13 protein-coding genes are annotated in these 17576 nt (G+C 33.4%); 1 reads left to right on the top strand and 12 read right to left on the bottom strand.

The window, feature by feature from the left end:
- Positions 1-6 precede the first annotated feature (6 nt).
- The 11 genes from ACN0TY_RS04225 to ACN0TY_RS04175 form a co-directional block, all read right to left on the bottom strand.
- Positions 7-1497 carry a RagB/SusD family nutrient uptake outer membrane protein gene (locus ACN0TY_RS04225; RefSeq protein ID WP_417443484.1) on the bottom strand — a complete coding sequence of 497 codons (1491 nt, stop codon included), beginning with the start codon at positions 1495-1497 and terminating at the stop codon, positions 7-9.
- 12 nt (positions 1498-1509) lie between these two features.
- On the bottom strand, positions 1510-4833 hold the full coding sequence (locus ACN0TY_RS04220) for a SusC/RagA family TonB-linked outer membrane protein (RefSeq protein ID WP_417443697.1): 3324 nt from the start codon (positions 4831-4833) through the stop codon (positions 1510-1512).
- Between the two features lie 456 nt (positions 4834-5289).
- On the bottom strand, positions 5290-6390 hold the full coding sequence (locus ACN0TY_RS04215; protein ID WP_417443483.1) for a FecR family protein: 1101 nt from the start codon (positions 6388-6390) through the stop codon (positions 5290-5292).
- A 54-nt stretch (positions 6391-6444) separates the two neighbouring features.
- The gene (locus ACN0TY_RS04210) at positions 6445-6954 is read right to left on the bottom strand and encodes an RNA polymerase sigma factor (RefSeq protein ID WP_262911727.1); all 510 of its coding nucleotides are present in this window, start codon (positions 6952-6954) and stop codon (positions 6445-6447) included.
- A gap of 174 nt (positions 6955-7128) precedes the next feature.
- Positions 7129-7752 (bottom strand): lipoprotein signal peptidase, encoded by a 624-nt coding sequence (locus ACN0TY_RS04205; protein WP_417443482.1) that lies wholly within the window; start codon positions 7750-7752, stop codon positions 7129-7131.
- A gap of 66 nt (positions 7753-7818) precedes the next feature.
- Positions 7819-8373 (bottom strand): hypothetical protein, encoded by a 555-nt coding sequence (locus tag ACN0TY_RS04200; protein WP_417443481.1) that lies wholly within the window; start codon positions 8371-8373, stop codon positions 7819-7821.
- Between the two features lie 135 nt (positions 8374-8508).
- On the bottom strand, positions 8509-8892 hold the full coding sequence (locus tag ACN0TY_RS04195; RefSeq protein WP_236957798.1) for a TraR/DksA family transcriptional regulator: 384 nt from the start codon (positions 8890-8892) through the stop codon (positions 8509-8511).
- Between the two features lie 4 nt (positions 8893-8896).
- Entirely contained in the window at positions 8897-12295 is a 3399-nt protein-coding gene (gene ileS / locus ACN0TY_RS04190) for an isoleucine--tRNA ligase (protein WP_417443480.1), read from the bottom strand.
- Between the two features lie 329 nt (positions 12296-12624).
- The gene (gene recO / locus ACN0TY_RS04185) at positions 12625-13341 is read right to left on the bottom strand and encodes a DNA repair protein RecO (RefSeq protein WP_417443479.1); all 717 of its coding nucleotides are present in this window, start codon (positions 13339-13341) and stop codon (positions 12625-12627) included.
- Between the two features lie 176 nt (positions 13342-13517).
- Positions 13518-14861: an NADP-specific glutamate dehydrogenase gene (gene gdhA / locus ACN0TY_RS04180; protein WP_417443478.1), complete on the bottom strand. Its 1344-nt coding sequence runs from the start codon at positions 14859-14861 to the stop codon at positions 13518-13520.
- A gap of 113 nt (positions 14862-14974) precedes the next feature.
- The gene (locus ACN0TY_RS04175; protein ID WP_417443477.1) at positions 14975-16129 is read right to left on the bottom strand and encodes a cystathionine gamma-synthase; all 1155 of its coding nucleotides are present in this window, start codon (positions 16127-16129) and stop codon (positions 14975-14977) included.
- Positions 16130-16328: 199 nt separating this feature from the next.
- Between ACN0TY_RS04175 and ACN0TY_RS04170 the strand changes: the two genes are divergently transcribed.
- Positions 16329-17084 carry a PdaC/SigV domain-containing protein gene (locus tag ACN0TY_RS04170; protein WP_417443476.1) on the top strand — a complete coding sequence of 252 codons (756 nt, stop codon included), beginning with the start codon at positions 16329-16331 and terminating at the stop codon, positions 17082-17084.
- On the opposite strand, the gene ACN0TY_RS04165 is transcribed toward ACN0TY_RS04170, so the two are convergent.
- Complete coding sequence (locus ACN0TY_RS04165) at positions 17053-17517, bottom strand: DinB family protein (protein ID WP_417443475.1); 465 nt, start codon at positions 17515-17517, stop codon at positions 17053-17055. The genes ACN0TY_RS04170 and ACN0TY_RS04165 overlap by 32 nt on opposite strands.
- Positions 17518-17576: the final 59 nt, after the last annotated feature.

The following is a 17576-nucleotide window of genomic DNA, read 5'->3' as shown; positions in this document are numbered from 1 at the left end:
GATTAATTATCTTGGGTTTGCTTCAATTCCTAAACTCTGTGCTATTATAGGAATCTGTAATTGCCTTCTAGGGTCTTCTTTAGTTAAGATCTCTTCATTCCCATCAAAATCTGGATGTACTACTTCCACTCCTAGGCGCTTGATGTCTAACCATCTTATCCCTTCATGAAAAAACTCCCTTTGTCTACTTTTAGATACAAACTTCATTAAAGGCAGCTTATCTGTTCCTATTTCATAAAAAGGATCAAATTCTCCGTTTACTACAAAATCTTGATAATATGTATCTATATCATTATAGGTTAGCAAATCATTAGTAGCATCATAACCTAGTGTTTTTTTAGAAATGTATGCATTTATATCGTTTGCAACCTCTACTGTATTTCCAAGCATAACGTTAGCTTCAATTCTATTAAGCAAAGCTTCATCATAGGTTATAAGTACATTCATAGCATACGGAAACCCTATCCCTTCACTTAGATTGGTGTATCTAAAATACTCGTTATACTTAGGAACAAAATACCTAGTTGACGAAAAATTAAATACACTATACGCCCATGATTTATTTAGAGGTGTGTCAGTAGTGAAAATTTCTCCTCTATGCGCTGAACTCAACCCATATCTCCCTAATGCATATTGTCTCGCATACAAAGAACTCGCCCCAACAATAAGCAAGTTAGTCGGCTCAACACTAGCTTGATGTCTTATTCTTGTTTCATCGTAAGTAAGTGTTCTATAGAAGTTCCAATCTCTAATGTTATCTGCTGGATTTGCAGAAAGTGCTTTCGAAGCATACGTTACCACCTTATCCCATTCGCCTTTAAACAAATAGAATCTAGAAGCGAATGTATTTGCCGCATCTTGGGTAAAGTGAAATTTTGCTTCAAAATAATCATTTGTAATTAAAGGCAGTCCTTCTAATAAATCAGCTTCGATTAATTCGTAAACCTCCGCAACTGTATTCCGCTCATAATCCTGTAAAACCTCAACTTCAGGCTCCAAAACATATGGAACTCCTAGATCTGTAGCTGCTGTGTTTGAATCATACGCTTTTCCCCATAAATTTACAAGCATAAAATGTGCGTAAGCTCTAGCTAATAATGCTTCACCTCTATAAGCACTTAAATCACTACCTCCTTCTAATTCTTCAATTGCCTTTAGCGCTTGGTTTGCTTGAGCTATTGCAGCATAACATGCATTCCAATAAAAAGTAGGTGTATCTCTTGTGTCAAGGTTTGTATCTTCCCAATTGTACATGATTGTATTAACATCTACATCTGTAGTATTGGCTGAACCTAAATCTATTGCATTATCGCTCATACTTTCTGCAATCATAAAATATGACGCCTCTGGGTATGCACCCACTAGCAATTCTCCAATTTTATCAGCAGAATCTATCTCTGTTCTATTATCTGGCACTTCATCTAAAAATTCATTACAGCTAGACAGTACAAACACACTTACCAGTAATAGTGTATATATTTTAATATTTCTTTTCATCTTTCTCCTTTTTTAGAATCCTACGTTTAATGTAAAAGTATATTGCCTGCTTATTGGATAAGCAACACCACCAGCTCTAAAGAATTCTGGATCTTGACCATTTAAATCTTTATCAGAATAAATTAAAAATGGATTTGTTACCTGAAATCTTAATTTAAAATTAGACATCGATAATTTGTTTGTTAAGTTCTTCGGGAATGAATATCCTAAAGCAATATTTTTCATTCTCACAAAAGAACCATCAACAACTCTCTCTGTTGAGTAATTATAAGCATTATAAGCACGAGATAAATCTCTAGAATTATAGCTATCTATGGTTCTTGTATCTACAATTACAGGAATATTAGTAACATTTTCGTCTCCAGGGACTAACCATCTATTTCTAAAATCCGTAGTAAAGACATCTAAATCATTATATTCTGAGCTATATATGGGTGACAACCTTACTTTGTTACCTGCCTGCATTGTTATTAATGCGCTTAAATCCCAATTTTTATATGTAAAAGTATTTGAAAAACCTCCTGTAATATTTGGATCTATTGGTCCTTCATACTTTAGATAATCCGAGATATCTTCTGTGTCTTGAAAATCAACATCTGTTGTTGGATTTTGATCTTCTCCAAAATTATACATTGGCAAGCCACGCTCATCTAATCCTGTAAAGTCAAAAGAATAAAGAGAATTACGTTGTCTTCCTACTACATTCCCTCCTGTATCTCTAACCAAGTCAAACACTGACGGTTCATTATGTAATTTGGTAATTTCTTGATCGAACCAAGCAAAATTAAATGTCGAAGTCCATTTAAAATTAGGGTTATCAAAGATTTTTGCAAGCAAACTTATCTCAATACCCTTTGTTGTCATATCTGCGTTATTTGCTATCTTTATAGTTTGACCTCCAATACCCGTTGTAGAAACAAAATCTATTAAATCATAGGATTTCTTTTGGTATAAATCTGTTGTTAGCGTAACTCGATTACGAAACAAGCCTAAGTCCATTCCGAAATTAAATTCATTTACTTTTTCCCAAGTTAAATCGCTGTTTTCAAGCTCATCAATATCAATTACATTTTCACGATCATCCGTATTAAATCTATTTGTAATATCATTCTCAAAAATTGCCACAGCATTACTTGCACTTCCTAAACCAGCAATCAAACCATATCCAACTCTAAAAGATAGGTTTGAAATAACTTTAGAATCTCTCAAAAAATCTTCATTAGAAGCATTCCATTTACCACTCACATTCCATGTTGGCAACCATCTAGCACTACTTGATCTTCCTAACTTATTAGACCCTTCATAATTTGCTGTTCCGCTAATTACATATCTATCATCGAAGGCATATGTTCCTTGTCCAAAAAAAGCAACTCCTCTTTCTCTATCTTCAGATTTACCAAAGTAATCTGTATCGTTAATTAAAGCATTTTGGATAACTCTATAGTCTGTAAAAGGAATACCTCCTCGAGTATATTGATACCCATACCCCGAAAAGAATTCATTACTTCTATTTGTATATCTGTATTCTTGCCCCAAATAAAGTTCCACATCATGTTTGTCATTAAATTTATTAGAGTAATTCAATGCATTTCTGAAGTAAAAACTTTGTAAATTATCTTCACTTGAATTCAAAATACCCCCATACGGTAATACTACTTGCGGAGGTGAATTAGGGTTATTAGGGTCTGTAAATAAGAAAACATTTTCATCCGCAACAACGGTAGTTTCATTTGCTCTATATGCTGCCGCAACATTAGAGTTTTCTGTTATATTATGTTCTCTACTACTTTTTGCATACCTAAGAGATCCTAAAAAACTATAATCTAACTTATCGTTTATCTTAATTCCTAAATTACCTTGTGCCTTAATATCTATTACCTGAAGATCAATTTTATTATTATTAACCTCGTTTATAATATTAAATGGCGCCCAATTAAATCTATAGTATTCTAAATCTCCATTATTATCTCTTGGTCGTAACGTTCTACTTGTGTTTAAAGCATAACTAAATGGATTTATATCAAAGTTTCTACTAAATTCACCATCTACAGTATTAGACTCTCTTTCGTATGTCCCAGGAGCATCTTGATTTCTTACAGATCCTTGAAGTAAAATTCCAGCAGTAACAACATCAGAAATATAATAGGTGTTTCTTAAGTTAGCGGTAAATCTATCTGTTTTATCAGCAATTGTCCATCCTGGATCTGTATAAAAACCTATAGAAGCATATTGAGCACTATTTTCACCACCACCTGAAAAACTCAACGTATGGTTTTGAGTTGGACTACCTCTAAAAAGAGTCTTAAACCAATCTGTATTTGCCATTTCATATTGCTGTAAAAACCTATTTCTTCCTTCAGGAGTATTTTCTACTGCATATCCTCCAATAGATGGGTCATAATTATCTATACTTCTATACATAATATTATAAACTCCCCCGTATCTTCCCTGTGTATTTCTTGATAAATTTAAGAACCCTTTATTTTCGAGCTCTTTGTAAATACCCATTGTTTCTTGAGAATTCAATAAATCATAATCGGAATAATCAGGAATACTCCTCACGGTATATTCCCCTTGGTAGGTAATGGTGTTCTTCTGATTTCTACCTCCTTTTTTGGTTGTAATAATAACCGCTCCATTAATTGCTCGCGCTCCATATAATGATAATGCAGATGCATCTTTAAGGATTTCTATTGATGCTATATCATTAGCATTTATACCCGAAATAGCTGAACTAATTAATGTAGCTGAATCTCCTGACACCAACTCTGCAAAACTAAGATTTATAATTTCTTCTTGCACTGCTCCATCTACTACCCAAAGTGGTTTTGTATCTCCATAAATAGAAGAACCTCCACGAATCGTAATTTTTGGTGCAGCTCCAAAAGTTCCTGTAACATTTTGGACATTAACCCCAGCAGCTCTACCCTCTAACATACGCCCTACATCAATAACTCCATCTATCTTGAACTCTTCTGCCTCTAATGTTTGAGAAGCACCAGTAAAGACTTTCTTTTGAATATTTTGATATCCTGTTACTACAACTCCCTCTAAACTTTTTACATCATATTCTAAAGCAACGTTTATAACATCATTACTTCCTACGGTATGTTTTTGAGTTTTCATCCCAATATAACTATACACCAAAGTCTGCCCTTCAGTTGCTGTAATAGAGTAATTACCATCAAAATCTGTAGTTACACCTTTAGCAATTCCATCTATAAAGACGTTTACACCAGCCATTGGCAATCCATCTGGATCTGTAACATTTCCACTGATAGACTGCTGAATAATAACTTTAGTACTTCTCGCTATTATTATTTGGTTATCAAACATTTTAAAATGAAGACGATTTTCATTGAGCACATCATCTAAAATTGTTTTTATCAACTTATCTTCAGCGTGATAAGATATCTTTGAAACATTATTAACTACATTATCTTCATAAAAGAAAATAAAGTCACTCTTCTTTTGTATCTCCTTAAAAAAATGTTCTATTGACACATTTTCTACATCAATATTCATTTTTGTTTGAGAATAGGTATTTATAGCATACAAGCTATTTAACCCGAAGCATATACATAAAACAATTGTTTTTATCATACCCCATAGGAACTTATTTAATCCATTGTACAGGATTAGTGTGTACTTTTTATTCATATTTTTGTAATAGATTTTTAAATGTTGTTCACTTCAATGTTTAATTAATTTCACGCCAGAAAATGCGGGAACATTTTCTGGCTTTTTTGTTTAGCGGCTCTCATTTCATAGGCGTATAGTTTAGTTTAAAAGTTAGTTTCGCTCGTTCATATTTTTAATTTCATAATCAATACTTGTAGTCTCTTTTATCACCTGCATTACTTCTTCTATAGTTTTCTTTATATGCAATGAACCAGAGAATGTCTTTGATAATTCTTCTTTGTTTTTTATTTCAATACGTACATTATAATACCTAGCTAATTTTTTTATAATACCTTCTAATTGCTGATTTCTAAAAATTAACACTCCATCCCTCCAACTCATAACATTATTTACATCAGTAGTTTTGATCTCTACTGATTCAGCATCCTTATCAAAAAGAGAAATCATTCCTGGAGAAAGTTTCTTCTTAATTTTTGTTCCTAGAATGTTAGATTTTCTATAAATAACTTCTATGCTTCCAGATTTTAAGGCTGTTTGAATAAATTGTTCATCAGAATAACTAGAAACATTAAAGATGGTTCCAAGGACTTTAATTTCACTTTCCTTTGTATGCACAAAAAACGGCTTCTCTGAATTATGAGCAACATCAAAAATTGCCTCTCCTTCTAAATATACTTCGCGCTTTATGGCATTAAAAACACTGGGGTACGACAGTTTCGTTCCAGAATTTAACCAGACTTTTGTTCCGTCAGAAAGAGTAACAAAAGACCGCTTTCCATATGGAACAATTAAGGCATTTATATTAGATTTGATCTTTACAGAAGATTTATGAACTAAAATATTATTTGCTAGAACTTCCTCTCCATTATTAGAATAAATTAATTCTGAGTTTTTTTGCTGAAGGCTAATCGCTTTTTCTCTTCCTATAATTAATTTAACCTCCCCGCCTGTAGATAATTCGCTTTCTCTATTTTGAGTAATTATTTTTTTTAAAGGTGATGATTGGAAATAATTATCCTTATAAAATAGATGTCCCACAAAGAATATAGACACTACAGCTGCTGCAACAGAAAATATTATTCTCTTTTGTCTGATTCTCTTCTGAAGCTTCATTTGATTAATAGAATCATTAATTCTATTCATAAGCTTCATTTTATCATCATGTGTAATTCTATATCTATTCATTAAAACACAATTCTCATTTTCATTAAAAAACCTCCAAAAACAGAAGCCTTTAATAGTAAGAGTCATTAAGTTTTAATATATAGACAGATTATATGCTCTTTTTTTGAAAAAAGAATAATTTTAACTAATTCCAGCTTTTAATGTTTTCAGCGCACGGTATACTTGTGTTCTTGCAGAAGGTACAGAAATGCCCATTATATGAGCTATTTCAGGATAATCTTTACCATGGTGAAACTTGAATTGAATTACTTTACGTTGTTTATCCGAAAGTTTATGCATCGCATTAGACAGCATTTCAAGATCGTAATTATACTGTTCAAGATTAATAATTTTATGATCTTGTGAAACTACATCCGTAGCATGGTCATTTGTATTAAAAGAAACTTTAATAACTTTTGTTTCTACTTTAATCGCCTTATAAAGTTTATGTTTAAAGGAAGTAAAAAGGTATGACTCTATATTCTCGACTTTCCGTAGTTTCTTTTTATACTTATATAAATCAATAAATAAGTCGTGGATGGTATCTTTAACTAAATCAGAATCATTATTTATGTTCATTCCATAACTATACAATGAATCTACATATTCATAATAAAGAGTGTCTAAAAAAAGTTTATTTCGTTTTTTCAATATCAGCTAAGGATACATAAGTTCATCCTTTGCCCGAAATATATAAAAATTTAGATTAAATTATACGTATTGAAGCGTATAATCTAAAAATAAAGTTAAAATTTCTATATATAGCCAATAAAAAAAGAAATATAATTCAAAAAATTATAGTGGAAAAATCAACAAGCCTTAGCACTATTTCCCTTCGTTAGGGAAAGCTTTTTTGTTAAAGATCAACAGAACACCTACCCCGATACTAATTGCAGCATCTGCAACATTGAAAACGGGTTCAAAGAATCTAAAGTTTTTACCTCCCCAAATAGGAAACCAATCAGGAAGAACTGTATCTATCATAGGGAAATGAAGCATATCTACCACTTTACCATGAAATAAAGTCCCGTAAGATTCATCAGAAAAAAGTGTAGCTACATGACCATAACTATCATCAAATATTAATCCGTAGAAAACAGAATCTATAATATTCCCTAAAGCACCTGCAAAAATTAAAGAAACTGCTAAGATTAATGTTGGCGTCGAATTTTTCTTAACACTATCTACCAACCAGTAACCAATTCCGCAGATTGCTATCAATCTAAAAACAGTAAGAAATAATTTACCTGCCTCATCGGAGACACCAGGAATAATATCACTAATTTTTGTTCCCCATGCTGCCCCTTCATTTTCTATAAATAGAATTTTAAACCAACTAAAAACTTCTACGTGTTCTCCTAAAACAAAATTAGTCTTAATGTATATTTTTGAGATTTGATCTATTAGTAAGACCAATATAATTATAAATGTTGCTTTCTTTAATGACATGATTTTCTAAATAATTGCCTCCAACTTAAAAAAGTGTTTTTTAGGACGGCCGTAAAAATAAGGATATTATTCTGTTTTATTAACGTAAATATCTCCGTTAAGAGAATTTAACTCAAACTTAGTTATTCCATTTTTTAAAGTTCCTTGATATATCTGTCCATACTTAGATACTGCTTTTATAATACCCGCGGCTCTAGTAACAATAATAGCACCTTTTCTAGTTCTTGCCTTAATAAGATTCCCTGAAATATTATCTAAAACAATCGTTTCATTTCCAGTAGTGGCTTCCATAACCGCGTACTTACCTGATGCTTCTATTTTTGTATAACTTCCATGAATTCGCACCTCCTTATATTCAGGGACAACAATATTCAAAGAAATAGCAACTACTTTATGAGCGCTTAATTTATCATTTGGCTTATCAAACAAAGGTCTATTCTCTACTCCTAGATAAAGCGTTGTACCATCTTCTTTTACGGTGTTTACAAATTCATTTTGATATTCCCCATCCATAAGAGTTGTTATGAACACCTCATCAGATGTATGTGTAGTTATAGTTACTGAAAATATATTTTCGGCATTAACATCTATAAGAGAAACACCATCGGCAAATACCACCATATCCACTGCTTTTTGGGCAAAAGAAAAACTGACTGTCAAAAAAAAGACTATAAAAAATCTCACCAAAGTACGATTTACTGTAAACAAAAAACGCCCTTAAAAAGAGCGTTTTTTAAAAAAAATAAACATTGTAGATTAAGCTTGTAAATTTTTCGCTTCTATGCTTAAAGTAGCATGCGGAACAAGTTTCAAGCGTTCTTTATTTATAAGTTTTCCTGTAACTCTACAAACACCATACGTTTTGTTTTCAATACGCACCAAGGCATTTTTTAAGTCACGAATAAATTTCTCTTGACGTAAAGCAAGCTGTGTATTTGCTTCTCTACTCATGGTCTCAGAACCTTCCTCAAAAGCTTTAAAAGTAGGCGATGTATCATCAGTTCCATTATTCCCATCATTCTTATAAGAACTCTTTAAAAGTTCTAAATCCTGATAAGCTTTCTCCATTTTCCCTTCTATTAAAGTCCTAAACTCTGCTAGGTCTTTATCTGAGTACCTCGTTTTTATATCTGCTTCCATAGTACTAGTGTTTTTGAATGATTAATTTGGTGTTCACCTCATCAAATGCAATTTCTGTACCATTATTAATATTTTCTTCGAAATTAAGCTCTGCAGTCAGCGTTTCTGCTTTAATATAATCTATATTATTCTGTACAGCTTTTTCTACAAATCCATCTTTCTGTAACCTAACTTCGATCTTGTCTGTTACTTCAAAACCAGAATCTTTACGAAGGTTTTGAATTCTATTTACCAATTCTCGAGCTACGCCTTCATTGCGTAAATCATCAGTTATAGTTACATCTAATGCTACAGTGATAGCGCCTGAACTTGCTACTAACCACCCCTCTATGTCTTGCGATGAAATCTCTACTTCATCGATACCTAAAGTAACATTTTTTCCATTAATTTCAATAGAAATCTCTCCGTCCTTTTCTATTTGCTGAATTTCAGCTTGTTCAAATTTAGATACCTCACTGACAATCAGCTTCATATCCTTTCCAAAACGAGGTCCTAAAACTTTAAAATTAGGCTTAATTTGCTTTACTAAAAGCCCAGAAGCATCATCAATCAACTCGATTTCTTTTACATTAACCTCCGACTTTATAAGCTCTTCTATTCCTTTTATTTCTTCTCTTTGAGCTTCGTCAAGTATAGGAATCATAACCCTTTGCAGCGGTTGACGCACTTTAATCATCTCCTTCTTACGTAATGAAAGTACTAAAGAAGAGATCGTTTGCGCTTTCTCCATCTTACGCTCCAACAACTTATTAACAAAGTTCTCTACATATTTTGGAAAATCTGCAAGGTGTACACTCTCAGAATTCTCTTTATTGGTAGTAGCTACCAAGTCTTTGTATAATTGATCCATATAGAATGGAGCAATAGGCGCACCCAACTTAGCTACTGTAAGAAGACAAGTATAAAGCGTTTGATACGCAGAAATCTTATCTTGCTCATAGTCACCTTTCCAGAAACGTCTTCTACATAAACGTACATACCAGTTACTTAAGTTCTCTTGTACAAAGTCAGAAATTGCTCTGGCCGCACGTGTTGGTTCATACTCCGCATAAGCTTGATCTACTTTCTGAATTAAAGTATTTAGCTCCGAAAGAATCCAACGGTCTATTTCTGGACGCTCTTCTAACGGAACATCATCTTCCGAATACGTGAATCCATCGATATTAGCATATAAACTGAAAAAAGAATACGTATTATAAAGTGTTCCGAAGAACTTTCTACGTACCTCAGCTATTCCTTCAAGATCAAATTTTAAATTATCCCAAGGGTTTGCATTCGAAATCATATACCAACGTGTAGCATCTGGACCATATTCATTCAATGTCTCGAATGGATCTACAGCATTCCCTAAACGCTTAGACATTTTCTGTCCGTTCTTATCTAAAACTAATCCGTTTGAAACTACATTTTTATATGCAACAGAGTCGAATACCATTGTACCAATTGCATGAAGTGTATAGAACCAACCTCTAGTTTGATCTACTCCTTCTGCAATATAATCTGCCGGATAAGCTTCTTTATCATCTATTTTCTCCTTGTTTTCAAAAGGATAATGCCATTGTGCATAAGGCATCGATCCAGAATCGAACCAAACATCTATCAGATCAGCTTCACGCTTCATTGGTTTTCCAGATGGAGAAACTAATGTAATTTTATCAACTACATTTTTATGAAGGTCTACTTTATCATAATTCTCCTCACTCATATTATTCACCTCAAAATCAGCAAAAATATCAGCTTCAAGAACTCCCGCTTCTACGGCTTTCGCCATTTCCGCTTTTAATTCTTCTATAGAACCTACAACAACTTCTTCTTTTCCATCTTCGGTACGCCATATTGGTAATGGAATTCCCCAGAAACGAGAACGCGATAAATTCCAATCATTTGCATTCTGTAACCAATTTCCAAAACGACCCTCTCCAGTTGCTTTTGGCTTCCAATTAATCGTTTTGTTTAATTCGTACATTTTATCCTTAACATCGGTTACTTTTATAAACCAAGAATCTAAAGGATAATACAATACTGGCTTATCTGTTCTCCAGCAATGTGGATAACTATGGACATATTTTTCAACCTTAAAGGCCTTATTTTCTTCTTTTAATTTAATAGCAATCTCAACATCTACAGACTTCTCTGGCGCCTTTCCATCATCATAATATTCATTTTTCACGTATTTACCTCCTACTTCAGGAAGCTCCGCTCTAAAACGCCCTTGCAAGTCTACCAACGGAACAGGATTACCATTATCATCCAATACCAACATTGGAGGAATCTCTGGCGTTGCCTCTTTTGCAACCTTAGCATCATCTGCACCAAAAGTAGGTGCTGTATGAACAATACCAGTACCATCTTCTGTAGTAACAAAGTCTCCAGAAATAACTCTAAAAGCATTTTCTGGATTCTGATAAGGCAATGCATATGTTAATAATTGCTCATATTCTGCACCAACCATATCGGCACCTTTACCTTCAGCAATTACTTGGTATGGTGTTTTCTTATCTCCAGCTTTATAATTAGCAAAATCTTCTTCCGAAGTAGCCTCAAAATATTTTCCTGAGAATTGCTTTTTAAGAAGCGGCTTCCCAACTACAACATTAATAGGCTCATGTGTATATTGATTAAAAGTTTTAACTAAAACATAATCTATTTTAGGTCCAACTGTTAAAGCTGTATTTGATGGAAGTGTCCATGGAGTTGTTGTCCAAGCTAAGAAATGAACAGTCCCAAAGCCTTTTAAAAACGCTGGCAATGTTTCATCTTTCGCTTTAAACTGCGCTACAATAGTTGTATCAGTAACATCTTGGTATGCTCCAGGCTGATTAATTTCGTGTGAACTTAATCCTGTACCTGCTTTTGGAGAATATGGCTGAATAGTGTACCCTTTATACATCAAATCTTTAGAATAGATTTGCTTAAGTAGCCACCAAACGCTCTCCATATATTTTGGTTTGTAAGTAATATATGGATCTTCCATATCTACCCAATACCCGATTTTGCGCGTCATATCATTCCAGATATCCGTGTAGCGCATTACCGCTTTTTTACAAGCTTCGTTATATTCTTCAACCGATATTTTAGTACCGATATCTTCTTTGGTAATTCCTAATTCTTTTTCAACTCCAAGCTCTACAGGAAGTCCGTGTGTATCCCATCCAGCCTTTCTTTTTACTTGAAATCCTTTTTGAGTTTTATAACGACAAAAAATATCTTTAATCGCACGAGCCATCACATGGTGAATACCTGGCAATCCATTGGCAGAAGGAGGTCCTTCAAAAAACACAAACGGTTCGTTCCCTTCTCTGCTAGTTATACTTTTTTCAAAAATAGCCTGTTCCTCCCAAAACTTTAGAACTTCTTCTGCTGTTTTCGGTAAATCCAATCCTTTATATTCTGTAAACTTCACGCGTTTAAATTTTAGTAATTAGCTGATTACATAAATTATAAAATTAAGAACATATGTTTCCATTTTGCTCTCACATTAAATATTTCAATTCACTGAAAATTAAAATTTATTAATGTCAATTTTCATCTACAACCAATCAGTTAATCTTTGTCGTATTAAAGTTTGCAAAATTACTAAATTCCAGTGAATTGACACACCTTAATAACACTAAAAGCTCCCTATTGAATTATAAATAACTTGAAAATAATCACTTTACTAGCTATGATTTTAACTTTTATGATTGCGTGGTTCTGTTTTTCTTCTGAAATAAAAGCGATGCGCAGAAGTTATCAGCCAAATACTTGTTGAAGAATCTCCAAAGATCTCGGCTTTTTAAAATCCGTTAAATGGAGCTGGTAATAACGGATTAGATTATTAAGCAGAATAGCACGGACACCTCTTCCCATTTTAATGGTTTTAGCTTCATCAAAATCTGCTTTTAGGAATTGTTTAAATGCTTCCAATGTGACTCCTTCGATAACTTCATTATAAAGCGAAGGAACAAATTCCCCTTCTAATAAATCAAAATACGAAGCATCAATATGAGTATCATCAGGGTAAAAACCAAGAAAAGTAGTCAGTTGAATCAAGAATGAGATATGGAAATTTGCAATTTCATTATTGGTATCCAACCAAATAAAAGCATTTTCTATAAAATCAAATAAGATTACATTTTCTTCTTCCTCTTGAAGAGAAACTACTAACATTTCAGATAAAAACAGTGCAATAGAACTTTTTAGAACATCTGTCTGAAGACTTTTATAGGAGTACGCTAACTTTACATCTCGCAAACTTTCTAACGTACCTTTATTCTTATGATTTGCGACAATCTCCAATTGTGTTAACGGCTGAAAATATCCTTTTTTAAGCTTTCCCTTCTTAGAAGCCAAAACTCCTTTAAGTAAATACGATTTTACGCCATCACAAGCTGTGAAGAGCTTAACGATTAAACTCGTATCTCCATATTTTAAGGCAGAAAGCACAATAGCTTTAGTCGTAACAATCATAAAAACAAAGATAGGAAAGCGCAACCGTAAAAAAGCTATTTATTGTATTGTTTAAAGCATGAACTGCTCATTCAAAAACTTAAAATCACAAATCCAATCAAGTAATTTTAAAACAAAAAACGCCCCAAAGGTTAATAAAACCTTTGGGGCATCATTTATTTTTATAATATGGTTTCTTATACCACTCCTTGAGCTAAAACGGCATCTGCCACCTTAACAAAACCTGCAATATTAGCACCTCTAACATAGTTTACGTAACCATCTTCATCTTCACCATGTTCGATACAAGAATTATGAATACTCTTCATGATCCCTTGTAATTTCTCATCCACTTCTTCTCTAGACCAGCTGTAACGTAATGAATTTTGCGCCATCTCCAATCCAGAAGTAGCAACTCCACCAGCATTAGAAGCTTTTCCAGGAGCAAATAAAATCTTAGATTCATGGAAAACTGTAACTGCTCCAGGAGTACAAGGCATGTTAGCCCCTTCACTCACACAGATACATCCATTTTTAACTAATTCTTTTGCATTGTCTTGATCAAGCTCATTTTGCGTAGCACATGGCATTGCAACATCACAAGCAATATGCCAAGGTGTTTTACCTTCAAAATATTCTGCGTTTGGATACTTCTCAATGTATTCAGAGATTCGGCCACGATTTACGTTTTTAATCTCCATAACATGAGCCAGCTTCTCTTCGTCTATACCGTCTTTGTCGTATATTGTTCCTCCTGAATCTGATAATGTTACAACTTTAGCTCCTAATTGCGTAGCTTTCTCCGTAGCATATTGCGCTACATTTCCAGAACCAGAAACCGTTATAACTTTTCCTTTTAGGCTATCTCCTTTTCGCTCAAGCATATTCTGTGCAAAATACACATTTCCATATCCTGTAGCTTCTGGACGGATTAACGAACCTCCCCATGAAAGTCCTTTTCCTGTTAAAACTCCCGTAAATTCATTTCTAATCTTACGATACATTCCAAATAAGAAACCAATTTCTCTAGCTCCAACCCCAATATCTCCAGCTGGAACATCTGTATTTGGTCCAATATGTCTAAAAAGTTCTGACATAAAACTATGGCAAAAACGCATAATCTCATTATCAGACTTCCCTTTAGGGTCAAAATCAGAGCCTCCTTTACCACCACCCATTGGCAGCGTAGTTAAGCTGTTTTTAAACACTTGCTCAAAAGCTAAGAATTTTAAAATACTCAAGTTTACTGTTGGATGAAAACGAAGTCCTCCTTTGTACGGCCCTATAACCGAACTCATCTGAATTCTATATCCTCTGTTAACTTGGATTTCTCCTTTATCGTCTACCCATGGCACCCTGAACATAATTGCTCTTTCAGGCTCCACCATTCTTAATAATATATTTTTACCGTTATAAATTTCATGTTCAGCAATATAAGGAAGTACCGTTTCTGCTACTTCTTGTACTGCTTGAAGAAATTCAGGTTCATGCGCATTACGAACTTTTACTTCGTCCATAAATGCTTCAATTTTTTTGTCCATTGCGTTCATAAAAATGGAATAATTAAGTATTTAATAATTTGAAAGCAAAATTATGCTTTTTATTGAAAATAGGTACTAGTTTTTTTAAAAATCATCAATTTCAAACGTTTTCGTTATCCAATTGCTTGACTTAAATCCTCTATTAAGTCATTTTCATCTTCTATTCCTACACTCAATCTAATAAGTGCATCTACAATACCCGTTTTTTCTCGCTCTTCTTTAGGGATTGAAGCATGCGTCATACTCGCAGGATGCCCTGCTAACGATTCAACACCTCCTAAAGACTCAGCTAAAGTGAAAACCTTAAGGTTCTCCACTATTTTAATAGCCTCCTCATAATTATTTCCTTTTGTAACAAAAGAAATCATTCCTCCAAAACAATTCATTTGCTGTTTAGCTATTTCATGATTAGGATGCGACTCAAAACCTGGCCAATATACCTTTTCAATTTTTGGATGACTCACTAGATATTTTGCAACTGCCGCTCCATTTTCACAATGGCGCTGCATTCGAACATGTAATGTTTTAATTCCTCTTAAAACAAGAAAACTATCCATCGGGCCGGCAACCGCTCCGCTTGCATTTTGTATAAAATATAATTTATCTGCAAGTTCCTTGTCTTTAACAACTAAAGCTCCGATTACCACATCGCTATGTCCTCCTAAATATTTTGTAGCTGAATGCATAACAATATCTGCACCCAAATTTATAGGCTGCTGTAAATAGGGAGTCGCAAAAGTATTATCTACTCCCAACAGCACCTTATGTTTTTTTGCGATCATAGAAACCGCCTCGATATCTATAATATTCATCATTGGGTTGGTTGGTGTTTCTACCCAAATGATCTTAGTATTTTTATTGATATGTTTTTCAATTTCTGAAGGATTCTCCATATTCACAAAATGAAATTTGATTCCAAAACCTTCAAAAATATTACTAAACAACCTATAACTCCCACCATACAGATCACTCGTAGAAACCACTTCATCGCCAGGCATTAATAGCTTCATAACAGCATCAATAGCAGCTAAACCACTTGCAAAAGCCAGTCCGTAGTTACCATTTTCTATGCTAGCCAAGCTTTTTTCTAAAGCGGTACGTGTAGGGTTAGCACTCCTAGAATACTCGTATCCTTTGTGACCACCTGGTGTGCTTTGTGCATAGGTGGATGTTTGATAAATTGGAGGCATTACGGAACCGTAAGCTTTATCTGGCTCTTGACCTCCATGAATTGTTTTAGAATTAAAACGTAAATTATCTTTACTCATATCTGATGAAATTACATAACACTCTCAAAACAATCATTTTAATAATTTATAGAACCCCAACTTTCATACTAAAGCCGAAACAATAAAAGCAACTTTAAATTCATAAAATGTAGCAGTGTTACCCTAACAAAAATATCGTTTACTTTTGGTGATTGCAAAGAACAACGTACCTTTATCCTTTATTTAACAGCTATTTTTTATGAAGAATTTTTTTGCAATCGGAATTGTTATTTCTATCCTTTTTATAGGATGTGAAAAGAAGGAAACTCTTAGTTTTGTGAATCATAATATCATAAATGATACCTGCGAAAATTGTGCGAAAGTAGTTATCAATACTCCGCAAGCACAACCGGAAAGTCCTATTGCAACTTCTATAAATCAAGAGGTCGATAAATTTATTATCAGTATTCTTAATTATTCTGAAGAACGAACAACAGATTCTTTAGAAACAGCTATTGGAATTTTTAAAAATGACTACAAGAAATTAAAAGAGAGGTTTCCAGAAGATATTATTCCATGGGAAGCTACTATAAATGGAGAAATAGCTTTTGAAAACGAGAAATTTACTTCCATAAAAATAGACAGTTATGTTTTTACGGGTGGCGCGCACGGTTACGGGAGCGTTAGCTACTTAAATTTTGATAATGCTACAGGGAATATTATTCCTTCTAAAGGACTTTTTAAAGATGAAGAAGCATTTATAGATTACGCGGAAGAAACTTTTAGAAATCAAGAAAAAATAAAATCCGATGCCAATATTAATAGCACCGGATTTATGTTTGAAGATGATAATTTTCATTTACCAAATAGCATTGGATTCAACGAAAAGGGGATCATATTAATTTACAACCCGTATGAAATATCTGCCTATGCAGATGGACTTACTAAAATTGAAATTCCTTTTGAAAAAGCTAATGAATTTATTAAGCCTGAATGGCACGAAGCAACGCATTAATAAAACCTGTATGCAGCCCTTCATGATAATTATTAAAAGCTATAGCGTCTTCAATACTATTTAAAGTAATCCCCGCACTGGTTGGGTAGCTATTAAAAGAAGTAACTTTTTTATAATCTTCCTTTATCCTTTTGATATTTAGCATAAGTTCCTCTTTAAACTTATTAAAATCTTCTAAAGAAACTGGCTTGCTTGGATCTGGAGCTGTTCCTTTACGATAACTATTAACCACTTCTTCACTAACATACATTTCTTTTCCGGCTAACTTATAACACAGAAGTTGCTGGGTTACTAGCAGATGTATTACATTCCAAGCTATATTATTTTTAAACCCCTCAGGGATTTTATTGATTTGTTCTTCTGAAAGGTTTTGCGTTTTTTTCAATACGGCTTCTCTACTTTTCTCCAAGATATTAAACTGGTAATCGATCATTATATATAGTGTTTTTAATTCTAACCGATAAAATTACATATTTACATGCAAGAACTCAT

Origin of the sequence: Joostella sp., assembly GCF_048266025.1 — a bacterium.
Lineage (GTDB): Bacteria > Bacteroidota > Bacteroidia > Flavobacteriales > Flavobacteriaceae > Galbibacter > Galbibacter atrarenae.
The sequence above is the reverse complement of the archived record's forward strand: the minus strand, read 5'-3'. Positions and strand labels throughout refer to the sequence as shown.